The sequence below is a fragment of the Sphingomonas sp. DG1-23 genome (assembly GCF_030730875.1).
Lineage (GTDB): Bacteria > Pseudomonadota > Alphaproteobacteria > Sphingomonadales > Sphingomonadaceae > Sphingomonas.
The window spans coordinates 57,458-72,677 of record NZ_JAVAMA010000008.1 but is presented as its reverse complement, the minus strand read 5'-3'; the positions used below and the strand labels follow the sequence as shown (position 1 = coordinate 72,677).

Annotated in this window: 16 protein-coding genes and 1 tRNA gene; 8 read left to right on the top strand and 9 right to left on the bottom strand. The window is 67.1% G+C overall.

Going from position 1 to position 15,220, the window contains the following annotated elements:
• Positions 1–18: 18 nt before the first annotated feature.
• Entirely contained in the window at positions 19–432 is a 414-nt protein-coding gene (locus Q9Q95_RS13905; RefSeq protein ID WP_306097736.1) for an organic hydroperoxide resistance protein, read from the top strand.
• 22 nt (positions 433–454) lie between these two features.
• Positions 455–1,231, top strand: coding sequence for an alpha/beta fold hydrolase (locus Q9Q95_RS13900; protein ID WP_306097735.1), 777 nt, complete (start codon positions 455–457; stop codon positions 1,229–1,231).
• An 84-nt stretch (positions 1,232–1,315) separates the two neighbouring features.
• Here the strand turns inward: Q9Q95_RS13900 and Q9Q95_RS13895 are convergent, their stop codons facing one another.
• Positions 1,316–1,849: a cytochrome P460 family protein gene (locus Q9Q95_RS13895; protein ID WP_306097734.1), complete on the bottom strand. Its 534-nt coding sequence runs from the start codon at positions 1,847–1,849 to the stop codon at positions 1,316–1,318.
• A gap of 10 nt (positions 1,850–1,859) precedes the next feature.
• Positions 1,860–2,891, bottom strand: a complete 1,032-nt coding sequence (locus tag Q9Q95_RS13890) for an alpha/beta fold hydrolase (protein ID WP_306097733.1) — start codon at positions 2,889–2,891, stop codon at positions 1,860–1,862.
• Between the two features lie 183 nt (positions 2,892–3,074).
• Here Q9Q95_RS13890 and Q9Q95_RS13885 point away from each other — a divergent pair, with 183 nt between their 5' ends.
• Positions 3,075–3,521, top strand: a complete 447-nt coding sequence (locus Q9Q95_RS13885) for a DUF1348 family protein (RefSeq protein ID WP_306097732.1) — start codon at positions 3,075–3,077, stop codon at positions 3,519–3,521.
• On the opposite strand, the gene Q9Q95_RS13880 is transcribed toward Q9Q95_RS13885, so the two are convergent.
• The gene (locus Q9Q95_RS13880; RefSeq protein WP_306097731.1) at positions 3,518–4,753 is read right to left on the bottom strand and encodes an MFS transporter; all 1,236 of its coding nucleotides are present in this window, start codon (positions 4,751–4,753) and stop codon (positions 3,518–3,520) included. The genes Q9Q95_RS13885 and Q9Q95_RS13880 overlap by 4 nt on opposite strands.
• Positions 4,754–4,832: 79 nt before the next feature.
• Between Q9Q95_RS13880 and Q9Q95_RS13875 the strand changes: the two genes are divergently transcribed.
• Both Q9Q95_RS13875 and Q9Q95_RS13870 read left to right on the top strand, forming a co-directional pair.
• On the top strand, positions 4,833–5,399 hold the full coding sequence (locus tag Q9Q95_RS13875) for a TetR/AcrR family transcriptional regulator (RefSeq protein WP_306097730.1): 567 nt from the start codon (positions 4,833–4,835) through the stop codon (positions 5,397–5,399).
• 48 nt (positions 5,400–5,447) lie between these two features.
• A complete protein-coding gene (locus Q9Q95_RS13870; RefSeq protein ID WP_306097729.1) occupies positions 5,448–6,416 on the top strand; it encodes a quinone oxidoreductase in 969 nt (322 codons plus the stop codon).
• A gap of 256 nt (positions 6,417–6,672) precedes the next feature.
• Here the strand turns inward: Q9Q95_RS13870 and Q9Q95_RS13865 are convergent, their stop codons facing one another.
• From Q9Q95_RS13865 to Q9Q95_RS13855, 3 genes are all read right to left on the bottom strand, one after another.
• Entirely contained in the window at positions 6,673–6,807 is a 135-nt protein-coding gene (locus Q9Q95_RS13865) for a hypothetical protein (protein WP_306097728.1), read from the bottom strand.
• A gap of 249 nt (positions 6,808–7,056) precedes the next feature.
• Positions 7,057–7,362 (bottom strand): hypothetical protein, encoded by a 306-nt coding sequence (locus tag Q9Q95_RS13860; RefSeq protein WP_306097727.1) that lies wholly within the window; start codon positions 7,360–7,362, stop codon positions 7,057–7,059.
• 226 nt (positions 7,363–7,588) lie between these two features.
• Positions 7,589–7,681: transfer RNA gene (locus Q9Q95_RS13855), tRNA-Ser, on the bottom strand.
• Between the two features lie 158 nt (positions 7,682–7,839).
• On the opposite strand from Q9Q95_RS13855, the gene Q9Q95_RS13850 reads away from it, so the two are divergent.
• Positions 7,840–8,592 carry a DUF1134 domain-containing protein gene (locus tag Q9Q95_RS13850; protein WP_306097726.1) on the top strand — a complete coding sequence of 251 codons (753 nt, stop codon included), beginning with the start codon at positions 7,840–7,842 and terminating at the stop codon, positions 8,590–8,592.
• Positions 8,593–8,690: 98 nt separating this feature from the next.
• Positions 8,691–10,655: a PAS domain-containing sensor histidine kinase gene (locus tag Q9Q95_RS13845; protein WP_306097725.1), complete on the top strand. Its 1,965-nt coding sequence runs from the start codon at positions 8,691–8,693 to the stop codon at positions 10,653–10,655.
• Positions 10,656–10,659: 4 nt separating this feature from the next.
• Here Q9Q95_RS13845 and Q9Q95_RS13840 read toward each other — a convergent pair whose 3' ends face one another.
• Positions 10,660–11,439, bottom strand: coding sequence for an energy transducer TonB (locus Q9Q95_RS13840; RefSeq protein WP_371876765.1), 780 nt, complete (start codon positions 11,437–11,439; stop codon positions 10,660–10,662).
• A gap of 57 nt (positions 11,440–11,496) precedes the next feature.
• On the bottom strand, positions 11,497–12,822 hold the full coding sequence (locus tag Q9Q95_RS13835; RefSeq protein ID WP_306097723.1) for a dihydroorotase: 1,326 nt from the start codon (positions 12,820–12,822) through the stop codon (positions 11,497–11,499).
• 44 nt (positions 12,823–12,866) lie between these two features.
• Here Q9Q95_RS13835 and Q9Q95_RS13830 point away from each other — a divergent pair, with 44 nt between their 5' ends.
• Entirely contained in the window at positions 12,867–13,610 is a 744-nt protein-coding gene (locus tag Q9Q95_RS13830; protein ID WP_306097722.1) for a folate-binding protein YgfZ, read from the top strand.
• Between the two features lie 381 nt (positions 13,611–13,991).
• On the opposite strand, the gene Q9Q95_RS13825 is transcribed toward Q9Q95_RS13830, so the two are convergent.
• Positions 13,992–15,125, bottom strand: coding sequence for an OmpA family protein (locus Q9Q95_RS13825; RefSeq protein ID WP_306097721.1), 1,134 nt, complete (start codon positions 15,123–15,125; stop codon positions 13,992–13,994).
• Positions 15,126–15,220: the final 95 nt, after the last annotated feature.

The window sequence follows — 15,220 nt, the reverse complement described above, 5'->3', positions numbered from 1 at the left end:
TCCCCCAAGGAGAAGACCATGTCCGATACCAAGACCCTGTACACCGCCCATGTCCATGTGACCGGCGGTCGCGAAGGTGCCGCCCGCAGCTCGGACGGCCGGCTCGATCTCAAGCTCGCCATTCCGGGCAGCCCGGGCGCGGGCACCAATCCCGAGCAGTTGTTCGCGGCCGGCTGGTCTGCCTGTTTCGAAGGCGCCATGGAGATCGCCGCCAAGGCCAAAGGCGTGACCCTTCCTTCCGATCTCGGGATCGACGCCGAGGTCGACCTGCGCCACGGGCAGGACGGCTATGCGCTCGCCGCCCGGCTGAACGTCAGCGTTCCTGGCGTCGAGCCCGAAATCGCGCGTCAGCTGATCGAAGCGGCGCACCGCACCTGCCCCTATTCGAAGGCGATCAAGGGCAACATCGACGCCATGGTGCGGCTCGTCTGACCCCATTGCGAAGGAGACCGACATGAAGAAGCTGATTGTGGAGGGCCTGCTGCTCGTCACCGCGGCGCTGCCGCTCGTCGCGCAGGCCCAGACCGCCAAACCCACCGTGGTGCTCGTCCACGGCGCCTTTGCGGATTCGTCGAGCTGGAACGGCGTGATAAGGATTCTGGAGCGCGACGGCTATAGGGTGATCGCCGCCGCCAATCCGCTGCGCGGCGTCCGCGCCGATGCCGATGCGGTGCGCGCGTTGGTCGACAGCGTACCGGGCCCGGTCGTGCTCGTCGGCCATAGCTACGGCGGCTCAGTGATCAGCGAGGCGGGCGAGGGTGCATCGAACGTCAAGGCGCTGGTCTATGTCGCCGCCTTCGCGCCCGAGGCCGGCGAGACCGCGCTCGGGCTGACAGGCAAGTTCCCGGGCAGCACGCTCGCACCGACGCTGGCGCCGCCGGTCAAGCTCGCGAGCGGCGGCAATGACCTCTACATCCTCCAGGCGCGTTTCCACGATCAGTTCGCGGCGGACGTGCCCGCGGCCGAGGCGCGGCTGATGGCTGCCGGTCAGCGCCCCGTCGCCGAAGCGGCGCTGGGGGAGGCCTCCACCGCGCCGGCGTGGAAGCACGTTCCTTCGTGGTTCGTCTATGGCGACAAGGACCGGAACATCCCGCCCGCCGCGCTGGCGTTCATGGCCGATCGGGCGAAGTCGCGCGAAACGCTGGTGGTGAAGGGCGCCTCGCACGTGGTGATGGTTTCGAACGCGCCGGCGGTGGCGGGGCTGATCGAAAAGGCGGCGACCGCCCATTGAGCTGCGCGCCGGCGTTCCCCCCAACGCCGCCGGCGCCACGCCCGCGGCCGGCTTCGCCTCTGCGTCGCCGGTCGCGGGCGACCCTTATTGCGAATAGTCGGTGAAGACGAGATCCGCCTTCCCGTCGAGCGCCTTGAGCTTTGCGTGGCAAATGAAGCAAGCCTGCGTGAGGACGGGATCCTGGTTCGCCGCGCCGTTCTCGAACTGTCCATAGCCCCAGCCGCCGCTCGCGGCGTAGCGCTTCGAATCCTTGACGCTGACCTGCACGTTGATCAGGTCGCCGGCGATAAAGGATTGGGGAGCGGGGAAGACGCTGTCGTTGCGTGGCGAGGATTGAAATCGCCACGCCAGTCGCACGAGGACCGAGCCGTCGGGGAAAGGGCGCTTGCCCTGGCGGAAGGCCTTCACGGCGATCCCGTTGCCGAGGATGGCGCGGATATCGTTGTTCTTGCCCGCTTCGCGCGCGACACTGACCAGCTGCCAGTCGCGATAGCCCTTGGGGAGCGCGACTCCGTAGACCGGCGAGACATTTTGTGCCGGACGCCGCGCTGCGGCCACCGCCGACACTCCGAAGATCAAGACGGCGAGCGTGAGCCCGCCGGTTGCGAGACGCTGCATACCTGCTTCCTCAGCCGGCCAACCGGGTGACGTCGAGCACGGCCTTGGCGAACGCGGCCGGGGCCTCCTGCGGCAGATTGTGGCCGATCCCGCCGGCGATCAGCCGATGCTCGTAAGGCCCGGTAAACTTGCCGCGATATTGGGCGGGATCGGGATGCGGCGCGCCGTTGGCGTCGCCCTCCATCGTGATCGACGGGATCGTCACCGGCGGTGCGACGGCCAGCTTCGCCTCGATCGCGTCGTATCGGGTCTCACCCTCGGCGAGCCCGAGCCGCCAGCGATAATTGTGGATCACGATCGCGACATGGTCGGGATTGGCGAACGCGGCGGCCGAACGGTCGAAGGTCGCGGCGTCGAACTTCCATTTCGGCGAGGCGAGTTGCCAGATCAGCTGGTTGAATGCCTTGGTGTTCGCGGCATAGCCGGCCTTGCCGCGCTCCGTCGCGAAGTAGAATTGGTACCACCATTGCAGCTCGGCTTGTGGCGGCAGCGGCCTGGCGTTGCCGGCCTGACTGCCGATCAGATAGCCGCTGACCGAGACCAGGGCCTTGCAGCGCTCGGGCCAAAGCACCGCCATGATGTCTGCGGTGCGCGCGCCCCAGTCGAAACCGGCGACGGTCGCCTGCTTGATGCGGAGCGCATCCATCAACGCAAGCCCATCCGCCGCGAGCGCTGCCTGCTGGGCATTGCGCGGCGTCTCTGCCGAGCGGAACATCGTGCTGCCATGGCCGCGCAGATGCGGCACGATCACGCGATGGCCCCGCACGGCGAGCAGCGGCGCCACGTCGGCAAAGGCGTCGATCGCATAGGGCCAGCCGTGGAAGAGCAGGATCGCCGGCCCCGAAGCGGGGCCCATTTCGACATAGCCGATGCTGAGCGGCCCGGCGTCTATCTGCTTGACCGGCCCAAGGGGGGAAGCGGGCGACGACGCCCGTGCCGTCTGCGTCGGAACGGCGCCTCCGGCCAGCGCCGCGGCGATCGCGGCCGCGCGGTGGACGAAGCCGCGACGATCCGTGACGGTTTCGGGCAAAAGATTTGACATGGCTCGGGTCCTTTCGGCAGCAGAGAACGGCATGGTGATAGCCTTGTCGGAAAGGGAGCGCCCGTTAATCGCTATGATCTGCTGTGAGCCGGCTGCGTCATTCTCGAAAACTAACAGCGCCTAACTGGCCCTGGCCGCGCCCCGCGCCATAATCGGGAGACGCCTTGATGAGGTTCAAGTCCGATGCCCCGATTCAGTCCGGCGATGGAGCAGCATGCCCGCGCTGCCGAGGACGCCTGGAACCGCCGTGACCTGCAGGCGATCCTGCTCGCGAATGCGATCGATTGCCAGTGGCGCAACCGCGTCAACTTCCTGTGGGGACGCGAGCAGATTCGCACTTTTCTCGAACGCCAGTTGCGCCGCGAGATCGAGCTTCGCATCGTCATCGAGCTTTGGGCGGAGGGCGATCATCGGCTCAGCACCCGCCACGCCGCGGAGTTCCGCAACGACAGCGGCACCTGGTTTCGGGTCTATGGCAGTGAGGAAATCGAGTTCGACGCTGCCGGATCGGTCCGGCGCCGTCTCACCGCGGCCAACGAGCATCCGATTCAGGGGCATGAGCGCGCGCTGCGCTGGCCCGAAGGACCGCGTCCCGCCGACCAGCCGAGCCTCACCGAGCTCGGCTTCTAGGCGCCCTTCGATACCGGCGCGAGTTCCATGCCCCGCGTCTCGCGCAGCAGCCCCGCGGCGAGCAGCACGAGCAGATAGGCCAGGCATACATAGAGGCCGATCGAACGGGAGATGCCGATCGCGGCGATGCTGCCGCCCACCGCGAACGGAGCGAGGCCAGCCACGCCGCGCCCGACATTGTAGCAAAAGCCGAGACCCGAGCCGCGCAGCCGCGTCGGGTAGAGCTCGTTCAGCACCGGCCCGATCGCGCTGTAGAGACCCATCGCGAAGAGCCCGAGCGGGACGCCGAGCGCGAGCAGCGCGGCATCGGAAATCGCGGCTTCCGTGGCGAGGAGCACCGTGACGATCCCGCCGAGCGCGAACAGGGCGAGCGTCGCCCGGCGGCCGATCCGGTCGGCGAGCGTGGCGCCGAGCACATAGCCCGCGAGCGATCCGCCGACGAGCACTGCCATGTGCGTCGCGGCCTTCGCCGAGGTCATGCCGCGCTCGAGCCGCAGCATCGTCGGCCACCAGGTGGCGAGTGCCCAATAACCGCCATGCGTCCCGATCGCGAGCAAACTGCCCCGGGCCGTATTACCGCGCATCCGGCGCGAGAAGATCCGGTGCCACGCTTCGGCATCGGGGGCGGCGAGGAAGGTGGCGGACTCCGAGAGGCGTCGCCGCGCGACGAAGATCGCCAGCGCCGGCGGCAAGCTCACGAAAAAGGCCGCGCGCCAGCCCAGCTCGGGCGGCAGCAGCGCGATGGCGATCGTGGAGGTCGCGGCGGCGAGGCCCCAGCCGATCGCCCAGGCGCTCTGCGCGGTTCCGACCAGCCGGCCACGCGTCGCGGCAGTGGCGATCTCGCCCATGAACACCGCCCCGACTGCCCATTCGGCGCCGAAGCCCAATCCCTGGAGAATCCGGGCGACGAGCAGCTGCTCGAAATTCTGCGCCAGCCCGCAGCACAGGGTGGCGAGCGCCATCCAGACGATGGTCAATTGCAGCACGCGCACGCGCCCGAACCGGTCGGAGGCCAGTCCCGCCAGCCACCCGCCGGCCGCGGAAGCGACGAGCATCACCGTCGCCAGCAACCCGCCCGCCGCGGGGGAGAGCTGCCAGAGCGTCAGCAGCAGCGGCAGGATGAACGAATAGAGCTGGACGTTCATCGCATCGACGCTGAACCCGGCATAGGTGCTGCGGAACGCGCGGCGGCCGTTCGGGTCGATGTCGCGATACCAGCGCGGTGCGATCATCGGAGTGCGCGTGCCAAAGAATCCATCGCGACTCTCAAACACATCTTGAACGATCATTCCAGTACATTATCTACAAGCCATGGCCCGCCCCAAGCAATTCGATGTCGATAGCGCCGTGGAGGCTGCGATAGCGGTGTTCCGCGAGCATGGTTTCGAAGGCAGCTCGGCGCAGATGCTCGTCGATGCGATGGGGATCGGCCGGCAAAGCCTGTACGACACGTTCGACGACAAATGGGGCATCTACCGCGCCGCGGTGCAACGCTATTCGCGGGATGAAGTGCGGACGCATGCTGAGCTGCTGGCGAGCCGCGAGCGGGCGATCGACGGGATCCGCGCGATGCTCGATCGCGTCGCGGGCGAAGCCGACCAAGCCTGTCTCGGCCTCGGCGCCATCGTCGAGTTCGGTTGCACCCGGCCCGAGCTGGTCACGCTCCGCGAAGCGTCGAGCGCCACGTTGGCCCGCGCAGTGAAAGACGCCTTGGCCAAGGCGAGGGCGCAGGGCGATGTCGCGGCCGATCTCGATCTCGACCATCTCGCGACCTTTCTCATCACGACGATCTCCAGCATCCGCCTCGCCGCGCGTGCGGGCGCGGGGCAGGAGCAGATTGCCGCGCTGGCCGACCTCGCACTGCGTGCGCTGCGCTGATATTTTTTTACGCAATTCTAGAACGATCATTCAATAAGGAGTCTCAAGATGAGGACCATCGCAATGACCGCGATCGGCGGAACCGAGGTGCTCGAACTGCTGGACCTGCCGGAGCCCGTCGCGGGTCCGGGCGAGGTGCTGGTCGCGATTGCCGCGAGCGGGGTGAACTTCATGGACGTGGGAGTGCGCCAGGGAATGGCGTGGCACGAAATGCCGCTGCCGCGCGCTCTGGGCGTCGAGGGTGCCGGCCGCATCATCGCGCTGGGCGAGGGGGTGACCGATCTCGCGGTCGGGCAGCGCGTCGCCTGGATCTATGCTCCCGGCAGTTATGCCGAACGGATCGTTATCCCCGCCGCCGCACTCGTGCCGGTGCCCGCCGAAATCGACGATCGCACAGCGGCCTCCCTGATGATGCAGGGGCTCACCGCCAGCCACTTCACGACCGACTTCTATTCGGTCCAGCCCGGCGATGTCGCGCTGGTGCACGCCGCCGCCGGGGGGCTGGGGCAGTTGCTCACCCAGATCATCAAGCTACGCGGCGGCACCGTGATCGGCCGGGTCTCGAGCGCGGCCAAGGTCGAGGCCGCGAAGGCCGCCGGCGCGGACCATGTCATCGTCGACGCAGAGGGCGAATTCGCGGCCGAGGTCGTCCGGCTCACGGGTGGCGAGGGCGTGCACGTCGTCTATGACGGCTCCGGTCCCGCGACCTTCGACGGATCGCTGGCCTCGCTGCGCCGCGCCGGGACTTTCTGCTGGTACGGTCCGGTACTCGGCGGTCCCGGACGGATCGACATCATGAGCCTGCCGCGCAGTATCAAGCTCGGCTACGCGGTCTTTTCCGACCATGTCCACACTCCCGAACTGCTGCGCGCCCGCACGGAGCGGCTGTTCGACTGGGTGCGCGAGGGCAAGTTGCGGATCGCGCCGGCCCGCGACTTCTCCTTGTCGGATGCCGCGGAGGCGCACGCGGCAATGGAAAGCCGCGCCACAATCGGCAAGCTGCTGCTTATCCCGTAGGCCGGCCGCATGGTGGGGAACAGGTCGCAAGGCGACCGTCCTGGCGACCTTTTCGGGAGAATGCCAGCTATCGCGAATAGCCTATCGGAAGCGGACGGGCGGCATGCGGCCCGATAGCGGCCCATCGAGCAGCAACGGCGCTACTGATGTAGGTACCAGCGCCCGTACAGGGCAAAACCCAGCCACGCCGCTACTGCAACGAGCCCGTGAACGTAAGACCGCAGTAAGCTCGCACGGCCTTGCACAGCTCCTGGCATCAAGCTTCCTGCACCAACAACGCCAACGGAATCAGGGCGAACAGCACAAATGGTTCGAAAAAGCTGATGACGAACCACTTCAACGCGTTTCCGCCAAAATTGTAGGCGGCACGCCGATGATCTGCGCGTCGCACGGTGACTCCTTCGCCAGCCGTTCCGAGATATAAAAGGTGAAGGGTCGTAAATGCCGTGGCGGTAAATAGGGCAATGCTCGACCCCTTCCTACGTGGCGCGCGTTTCTGGAAAGAATGGTTCTGCGGAGGTGCTCGTAAGCCTCGGGGCCGCCATTGGAGCGCGGCGCCTAGAATGCGGCTTATCTCAGGAAGCGCTTGCGCATGCAGCCGGGATCGATCGTTCGCACATGGGCAAGATAGAGCTGTCGTCTATGTCTTCATGCGTAAGGAATGGATCGACCGAGATGAACTCGCATTCTTCTCGATAAGCCCGAATTCGGCTGCGCGTTGCTTCGCCAAGGCCGCGTCGCCCGTGACGGCACTGTTCGCGCTCTCCTGCTCCAAAACCCATGTGCGAACGGCGCGATCAATCTCTTGGCGATCTGGAACCCGCATCCCAATGCGGACAAGCTCTGCCCTTATCGTGGGGTCTGGCTTGCCAGTCGCTTTCGCGATCGCAGCGTCGCAGATTTTGCGGTGCTCAGCGGCCAGATGCTCAGCTTCGCGCAGGCTCACGTCGCCAAAACTCTTCACATATTCGAGCGCACCGCCGACGCGCCACGCGCTCGCGCTGGAATAGCCCGCCGATAGGTGTAGCCGCCGCCCCGACGGTACAGGTGTTTTGCAACCTGTTGCATTCTCGATCGAGAGGGTGTTTTTGTAGCCCTCATTGGAACAACGCTATCGCCGCAAACGGCGGCTTTCCAATGATTTCCGCGATTTCAGGCCCTTAGAGAAGGGCTGGCGGAGACGGAGGGATTCGAACCCTCGGTACCAGTAATCCCGGTACGGCGGTTTAGCAAACCGCTGGTTTCAGCCACTCACCCACGTCTCCGCAAGAGGCTCGAAGCCGAGGCCTATAGCGACGTAGTTTTGTCCAATCAACGGCAGAACCGCCTCGACGCAAAATCGATTCCTGTCGTCGTCCGTTCATTGCAGGGTCAGCCGCGCCGGCCTAGCGTGGCTGCCTGGTTTTGTGGGGGTGACGATCGAATGCGCGTGCGGACCTTGATGCTGTGGGCGGCTGCGGCCTCGCTCGGGCTCGGCGCTGTTCCCGCCTCCGCCCAGATCACGACGATCGATCCCAACACCGCGATCGATTCGGACCTGCAGACGCCGCCGCCGCCGCAAAACGATCCGCAGCCGGTCGATCAGGGGGCGTATCAGGAAGTTCCGCGGAACGACGCGCCCGTGGTCGATCCCCAGCCCGTCGCCCCCGCCACGGAACCCGACGCCGCCACCAGTGCCCGCGCCGAGGCGGCCAATACCTATGCGCGCGACGATCTGCTCAGCGCGGCGGAAGGCGTGTTCGGCAAGGGCGCGTCGGGGCTCGCCGGGATCATCGAGGACATTCTCAAGGACCAGGGCCAGCCCAACGCCTATATCGCCGGGCGCGAGGCCGGCGGCGCGATCGGGGTGGGCCTGCGCTATGGCTCGGGCGAGCTGTTCCACAAGATCGAGGGACAGCGGAAGGTCTATTGGACCGGCCCGTCGATCGGCTTCGATGTCGGCGGCGACGCCAACAAGGTCTTCGTGCTGGTCTATAATCTCTACGACAGTCAGGAGCTCTACAAGCGCTTCCCGGCCGGCGAGGGCCGAGTCTATTTCGTCGGCGGCTTCTCGGCGAGCTATATGCGCCGCGGCGACGTCGTGCTGATCCCGGTACGGCTCGGCGTCGGCTGGCGGCTGGGCGTCAACGCCGGCTATATGAAATTCAGCGAGAAGCAGCGCTGGCTGCCATTCTGACCGGCTGAACCACCCGATTTCAAGCGCTTGGGAACCCGGGCGGACGAAACGCGTTTTGCGCCCTGAGCCGGGCCGTGTGTGGGACCCGCGGGGAGCCCATGACCACGACCACCGCTTCGGCAGGATCGGAGATCAACCGCTTCGAACTTCTGGTTCAGAGCATCACCGATTATGCGATCTACATGCTCGATCCCACGGGTGTCGTTGCGAGCTGGAACGCCGGCGCGCAGCGCTTCAAGGGCTATGAAACCGGCGAGATCCTCGGTCAGCATTTCTCGCGCTTCTACACCGAAGAAGATCGCGCCGCGGGCATCCCTGCACGGGCGCTGCGGACCGCCGAGCAGGAAGGACGGTTCGAAGCCGAGGGCTGGCGCCTGCGCAAGGACGGCACGCGCTTCTGGGCCAATGTCGTGATCGATCCGATCCGCAATCCGGCGGGCGAACTGGTCGGCTTCGCCAAGGTGACCCGCGACCTCACCGAACGCCGCGCCGGCGAGGAAGCATTGCGCCGCAGCGAAGAGCGATTTCGCCTGCTCGTCCAGAGCGTGACCGATTACGCGATCTACATGCTGGACGTGGACGGCAACGTCGCGAGCTGGAACGCGGGCGCAGAGCGCTTCAAGGGCTATCGCGCGGACGAGATCATCGGCCGCCATTTCTCGAATTTCTACACCGCCGAGGACCGCACCGCGGGCATTCCTGCGAAGGCGCTCGAACAGGCGCGGAGCAAGGGTCGCTTCGAGGCAGAGGGCTGGCGCGTGCGCAAGGACGGCACGCATTTCTGGGCCAATGTCGTCATCGATCCGGTGCGCGATCCCTCCGGCACGCTGATCGGCTTCGCCAAGATCACGCGCGATCTGACCGAGCGGCGCCGCTCGCAACTCGCGCTCGAACAGGCGCAGGAGGCATTCTTCCACGCCCAGAAGATGGAGGCGATCGGCAAGCTCACCGGCGGCGTGGCGCACGACTTCAACAACCTGCTCGCCGCCATCGTCGGCAGCCTCGATCTCGCGCGCCGCAAGCTGGCCGAAGGCGGAGACGTCTCGCGCTTCATCGACAATGCGATGAAGGCGGCCGAGCGCGGCGCGACGCTCACCCAGCGCATGCTCGCCTTCGCGCGCAAGCAGGAGCTTCAACTCGAGACCGTCGACCCCGCCGCGCTGGTCAGAGGCATGGCCGAGCTGCTGCAGCGCACGATCGGCGGCGGCATCCGTATCGACACCCAGTTTCCGCTGGTGGTGAAGCGGGTGCATGCCGATCCCGCGCAACTCGAGCTGGCGCTGCTCAATCTCGCGGTCAATGCCCGGGATGCGATGCAGGACGGCGGACGGATCGTCATCGCCGCGCGCGAGGAGCAAGTCGGGGCAGGCGAAGGCCTCAAGCCCGGCGCCTATGTCTGTCTGTCGGTGTCCGATACCGGCGCCGGCATGGATGCGGCCACCCTGGCCCGCGCCACCGAGCCGTTTTACACGACCAAGGGCGTCGGCAAGGGCACCGGACTGGGCCTGTCGATGGCGCATGGCTTTGCCGAGCAATGCGGCGGCAAGCTGGTGCTCGACAGCCGCCCCGGCGAAGGCACCACTGCGGACATCTGGCTGCCCGTCTCGGACGGCGCGCTGACCGAACGATCGGACACACCCGCCGAGGACCGGAACGCGCATGCCGGGCAGCTGGTCGTGCTCGCCGTCGACGACGACGCGCTGGTGCTCACCAACACCGCCGCGATGCTCGAGGATGCCGGGCACCGCGTCCTCCAGGCCGTATCGGGCAGGATCGCGCTCCAGCTGTTGAGCGAATGCCGCGTCGACGTGCTCGTCACCGATTTCGCCATGCCCGACATGAACGGCGCGCAGCTTGCCGAAGCGGCGCGCGCCGGCTGGCCCGATCTGCCGATATTGCTGGTTTCGGGCTATGCCGAGCTCCCCGAGGGGACGGCGCACGATCTCCCTCGCCTCGCCAAGCCATTTCGTCAGGATCAATTGCTGCCCGCGGTCGAGCAGGCGGCCACCGCGCGCAACCAGGGCGGCGCCATCGTCCCGTTCCCGGGTCGCAAACGCCGCTAGCCCCCTACCAGCCGAACCGCCGCCGTCGCCGCGGCGGCGGGTCTTCCGCGGGTTCGCGCTGGATCGCCCAGCTATGGTTTTCGACGATCACCGCCGGAACCGCTTTGCCTCCGGCGTCGCGCGACGGGCGGAACCGGAAGCGCGACTCGATCAGCCGGCAGGTCGTCGCATCGAGCTCGGGGCTGCCGCTCGACCGGGTCACCTCGCAGTCGCGAACCCGGCCGTCCGTCCAGACGAGATAGCGCACGCCCACCGTTCCGCTGATTCCGGCCTCGGCCGCGGCATCGGGATAATCCGAATCCCTCAGCTGCCCGCGCATCCAGCGCGGCGGCGTCTCGGCGCCGCCATCGCCGCTGCCGTCCCCCTCGCCGCCGCTGCCGCGCCCGTCGCCCTGCCCGCCGCTGCCGGTGCCCGGCCCGGCGACTTCGGCGCTGCCGGCGGAAGGGTCGCTACCCACGCCGGCGACCGGCGCGGCGATGACCGGCGTCGCAGGCAGGGGCAGAACCGGTTCGGGCGCGACGATCTCGGTCGGTTCGGATCGCAGATTGGGCGGCGAGGCCGCGCCTTCGCGTCGGCTGCTCTGGAGCCGGTGCGGCTTGCGTTCCTCGCGCGGCGGCGGGGGCGGATCGGGCCCGATCTCGAAGATCTGCAGCGCTTCTTCGGGGGATGCGCCGCTGCCCAGCGCCAGCCCCGCAACCAGTGCATAGCCGAGGGCCACGGTCAGCGCCGCTGCAGCCAGCGCCGACCGGCCTCGCTCCGCTCGCGTCGATCGCACGAAACCCATGCTTGCAGAAACGTGCGCAGCGGCGGCAGGGATGCATCGCGCACCCTGCATCGTCGATCAGCCGAACTCGACCGCCTCGAACCGCACCGGCGCCCCGATCGCCGCCTTGGCGAGCTGGCCTTCCCACATCACCCGATTGCCGCGCACGATAGTCCCTGTCGGCTTGCCGGTGAGGGTCATGCCGGTGAAGGGCGACCATCCGCAACGCGAGGCGAGCCACTGCTCTTCGATCGTCCAGCGCGCCTTGAGGTCGACGACAGTGAAATCCGCGTCATAGCCGACAGCGATGCGACCCTTGCCGACGATGCCGAAGATGCGCTGCGGCCCGGCACTCGTCATGTCGATCAGCCGCTGCAGCGTCAGCCGCCCTTCGGCGACATGGTTGAGCATCAGCGGCAGCAATGTCTGGACGCCGGGCATGCCGCTCGGGCTCGCGGGATAGGGCTTGGCCTTCTCCTCGCGCGTGTGCGGCGCGTGATCCGATCCGATCACGTCGGGAACGCCCTGGTTGAGCCAGCGCCACAGCCCGTCGCGATGCGCGCCCGAACGAATCGGCGGGTTCATCTGCGCGAAGGTGCCGAGCCGCGGATAGGCGTCTTCGCCCGCAAGCGTCAGGTGCTGCGGCGTGACTTCGCAGCTCGCAATATCCTTGTTCCTGCCCAGCAGTTCGAGCTCGGCGGGAGTCGTGATGTGGAGCACGTGGATTCGGCGCTTCGCTTCGCGCGCCAGTCGCAGGATCCGCTGCGTCGCGAGCAGCGCGCTTTCGTCGTCGCGCCACACCGGATGCGAGGCAGGATCGCCCTCCACCCGCTGATCCATCCGGGCGTTCATCCGCGCTTCGTCCTCGGCATGGATCGCGACGCGGCGCTTGCCCGAGGCGAGCACCCGCGCCAGCTCCGAATCCTCGGCGACGAGCAAGTCGCCGGTCGATGCGCCCATGAAGATCTTGACGCCCGCGGTCCCCGGCAGCCGCTCGAGCTCCTTGAGCTCGGGCGCGTTGGCGGCAGTCGCACCGACATAGAAAGCGTGGTCGCACCACATGCGATCCTTCGCCCGCGCAAGCTTGTCGTTCACGGCCTCGGCGCTGTCGGTATTCGGCTTGGTGTTCGGCATTTCGAACACCGCGGTGACTCCGCCGAGCACCGCCGCGCGGCTGCCGCTCTCGAGGTCTTCCTTCATCTCGAGCCCCGGCTCGCGGAAATGGACCTGGCTGTCGATCACTCCGGGCAGCACGTCGAGCCCGGTGCAATTCACCGTCTCGCCCGCATCGCCGACATCGCCGATCGCGACGATGCGCCCGTCGCGGACTCCGACATCGACCTCGACGGGTCCGCCGGGCAGATGCACGCGGCCACCTTTCAGCTTCAGATCGACGTTCGTCATATCGCCCTCTTCCGTCGCGCCTTCCCGGCTCCTACCTGTTCCCCATGAGCGAAACCAGTCCCGCAACATGGCTTTCCGACCGCGCGCTGCTGCGTGTCAGCGGCGAGGACGTACGCGGCTTCCTGCAGGGGCTGGTGACGCAAGACCTGACGCTGGTGACGGCCGACACGCCGCAAGGGGCAGGGCTGCTGACTCCGCAAGGCAAGGCACTGTTCGATTTCCTGCTCTGGGCCGACGGCGACGCGATTCTGATCGACTGCGAAGCCGCGCAGCGCGAGGCGCTCGCCCGACGTCTGACGCTATATCGTCTGCGCCGCGCGATCGCGATCGAGCCGGTCGACGGCAATGTCCATTGGCGTGCGGATGGGGAGGAGGGCGTCTTCGACCCCCGCCTGCCCGCGCTCGGCCGGCGCTGGCTGAGTGAAGATCGGGGCGGTCAGGCGGACGCCGCCTGGCGCGCCCACCGCCTCTCCCTTGGAGTCACCGAAGGCACAGCCGAGCTGGGCCAGGACAAGACGCTCTGGCTCGAATGCAATGCCGCCGAGCTGAACGGCGTCAGCTTCGCCAAGGGCTGCTATGTCGGCCAAGAGAACACCGCGCGCATGCATTATCGCGCCAAGGTCAACCGCCGCCTCGTCGTCGCGCCGGCCGGCACGCCGGGTGAGCGGACCCGGACAAGCTACCCGGAACTGGGACTGATGATCGAGCTGCGGCGAACCGATGCCCTCGGTGACGCAATCGTCCCCGAATGGCTCACGGTCGCTGTCGAAGGCGCGCCGGACAGCTGATCGCGCGCGGGGCATGCACGCCCGATATCTTTCAGCCCGTGCAGAACATCGCCTGGGATCGCGGCGAATACGCCAGATCATGCCCGGCGCCAGGCCAGGCCCAGCCTTGCATTCGTGCGGCGTCGGCGCGCGCAATGCCGTGACGCGCCGGGATCAACTGCTCGGCTGCGCTGCGGAGCAATGGCATCGGCGGCACGATCTCCGCGCGATTGCGAGCGGGATCACGCAATAGAGCGCCGGTAGCGCGACGAGGACGCGCAAAACTGCCCTGCGGATCATCCGGGAACGCTCACGCATTTCCCGCGCCGTCTCCACAAAGAAAAAGGGAGGCCGGTTTCCCGACCTCCCCAATTCTTTGCCGTTCCGAAGAACCGGCGTGGCTTACATGCCCGAGCCGGGCCCGTACATGATTTCCACGCGGCGGTTCTGCAGTTCGCGGACGCCATCGGCGGTCTCGACGCGCGGGCGGCTTTCGCCGAACGCTTCGGTCGAGATGACACCGTCGGAGATGCCGCGGCCCGACAGATACTTCTTAACTTCGTCAGCGCGACGCTGCGACAGACCGACGTTGTAGCTCGCCGAACCCGAACGGTCGGCGTGGCCCGCCAGCATGACCTGCGAGTTACCGCAGTTCTGGTAGTTGCTGATGGCGTTGTCGAGAATGCTCGCTGCCTCCGGCGTGATGTCCGACTTATCCCAGTCGAAGAACACGATGTACGGTCCGGGGGTGCACTGCACGGCCGGCTGAACCGGAGCCGGCTCCGGCGGCGGCGTGTAGGTCGGCGCGGGGGTCGGTTCCGGAGTCGGAGCGACCACCTCGGGCTCAGGCGCACCGAAGTTGAACGTCAGGCCACCGAGGATGCTGTGCGACCGGAAACGGCCATACCAGTTGCGGCCGGCAACATCGACGAGCTCGACGCCCGGTGCGTTGAAGAAGCGATACTTCAGCGACACGTCGATATTGTCGGTGATCGGCGCGCGGATACCCGCAACCGCCTGCCAGGCAACGACGGTGTCCGAATCGTCGAGCGCATCGCCGTTGGCGTCGAGGCCGAGGCGGCTCTTCACGCGTGCGACGCCGAGACCCGGGCCGACAAAGCCCTGGACGCCGTCGTCGTCACCGAAGTCCCAAAGCGCGTTGACCATGAAGCTCAGCGCCGAGGTGCGGCCACCGGCAAGGTCATAGCTGCCGGCAGGAGCGAGAACGGTAGCGCCGCCCCCGGTCACGCTCGGAATAGTCGTGGTCGAGCGCAGGCCCGTCACGTTGGCGGCACGATAGCCGACTTCCGCCTCGAGGCGGACGACACCAAGGTCATAGCCGACGGTACCACCGACGTCATAGCCGGCGCGGTGGTCGACAGTGACGCTGTCAATCGCGGCACCAACGTCCCAATCAATGTCTTCGACCAGCATGGCGCCGCCCTCGACACCCACGTACCACGCATCGTCGCGTGCAAGTGCGGGCGTGCTGAGCGCGGTCGTCGCAAGTGCCAGAGTTACGGCAAGCTTCCGCATCTTAATCCCCTTTCAAAGTTGTCACTACGGACAGCGACAAACTCACTACCGAAACGAAAGTTTCTGCGCAAGCACACAAAACCGGTCACTGTTGC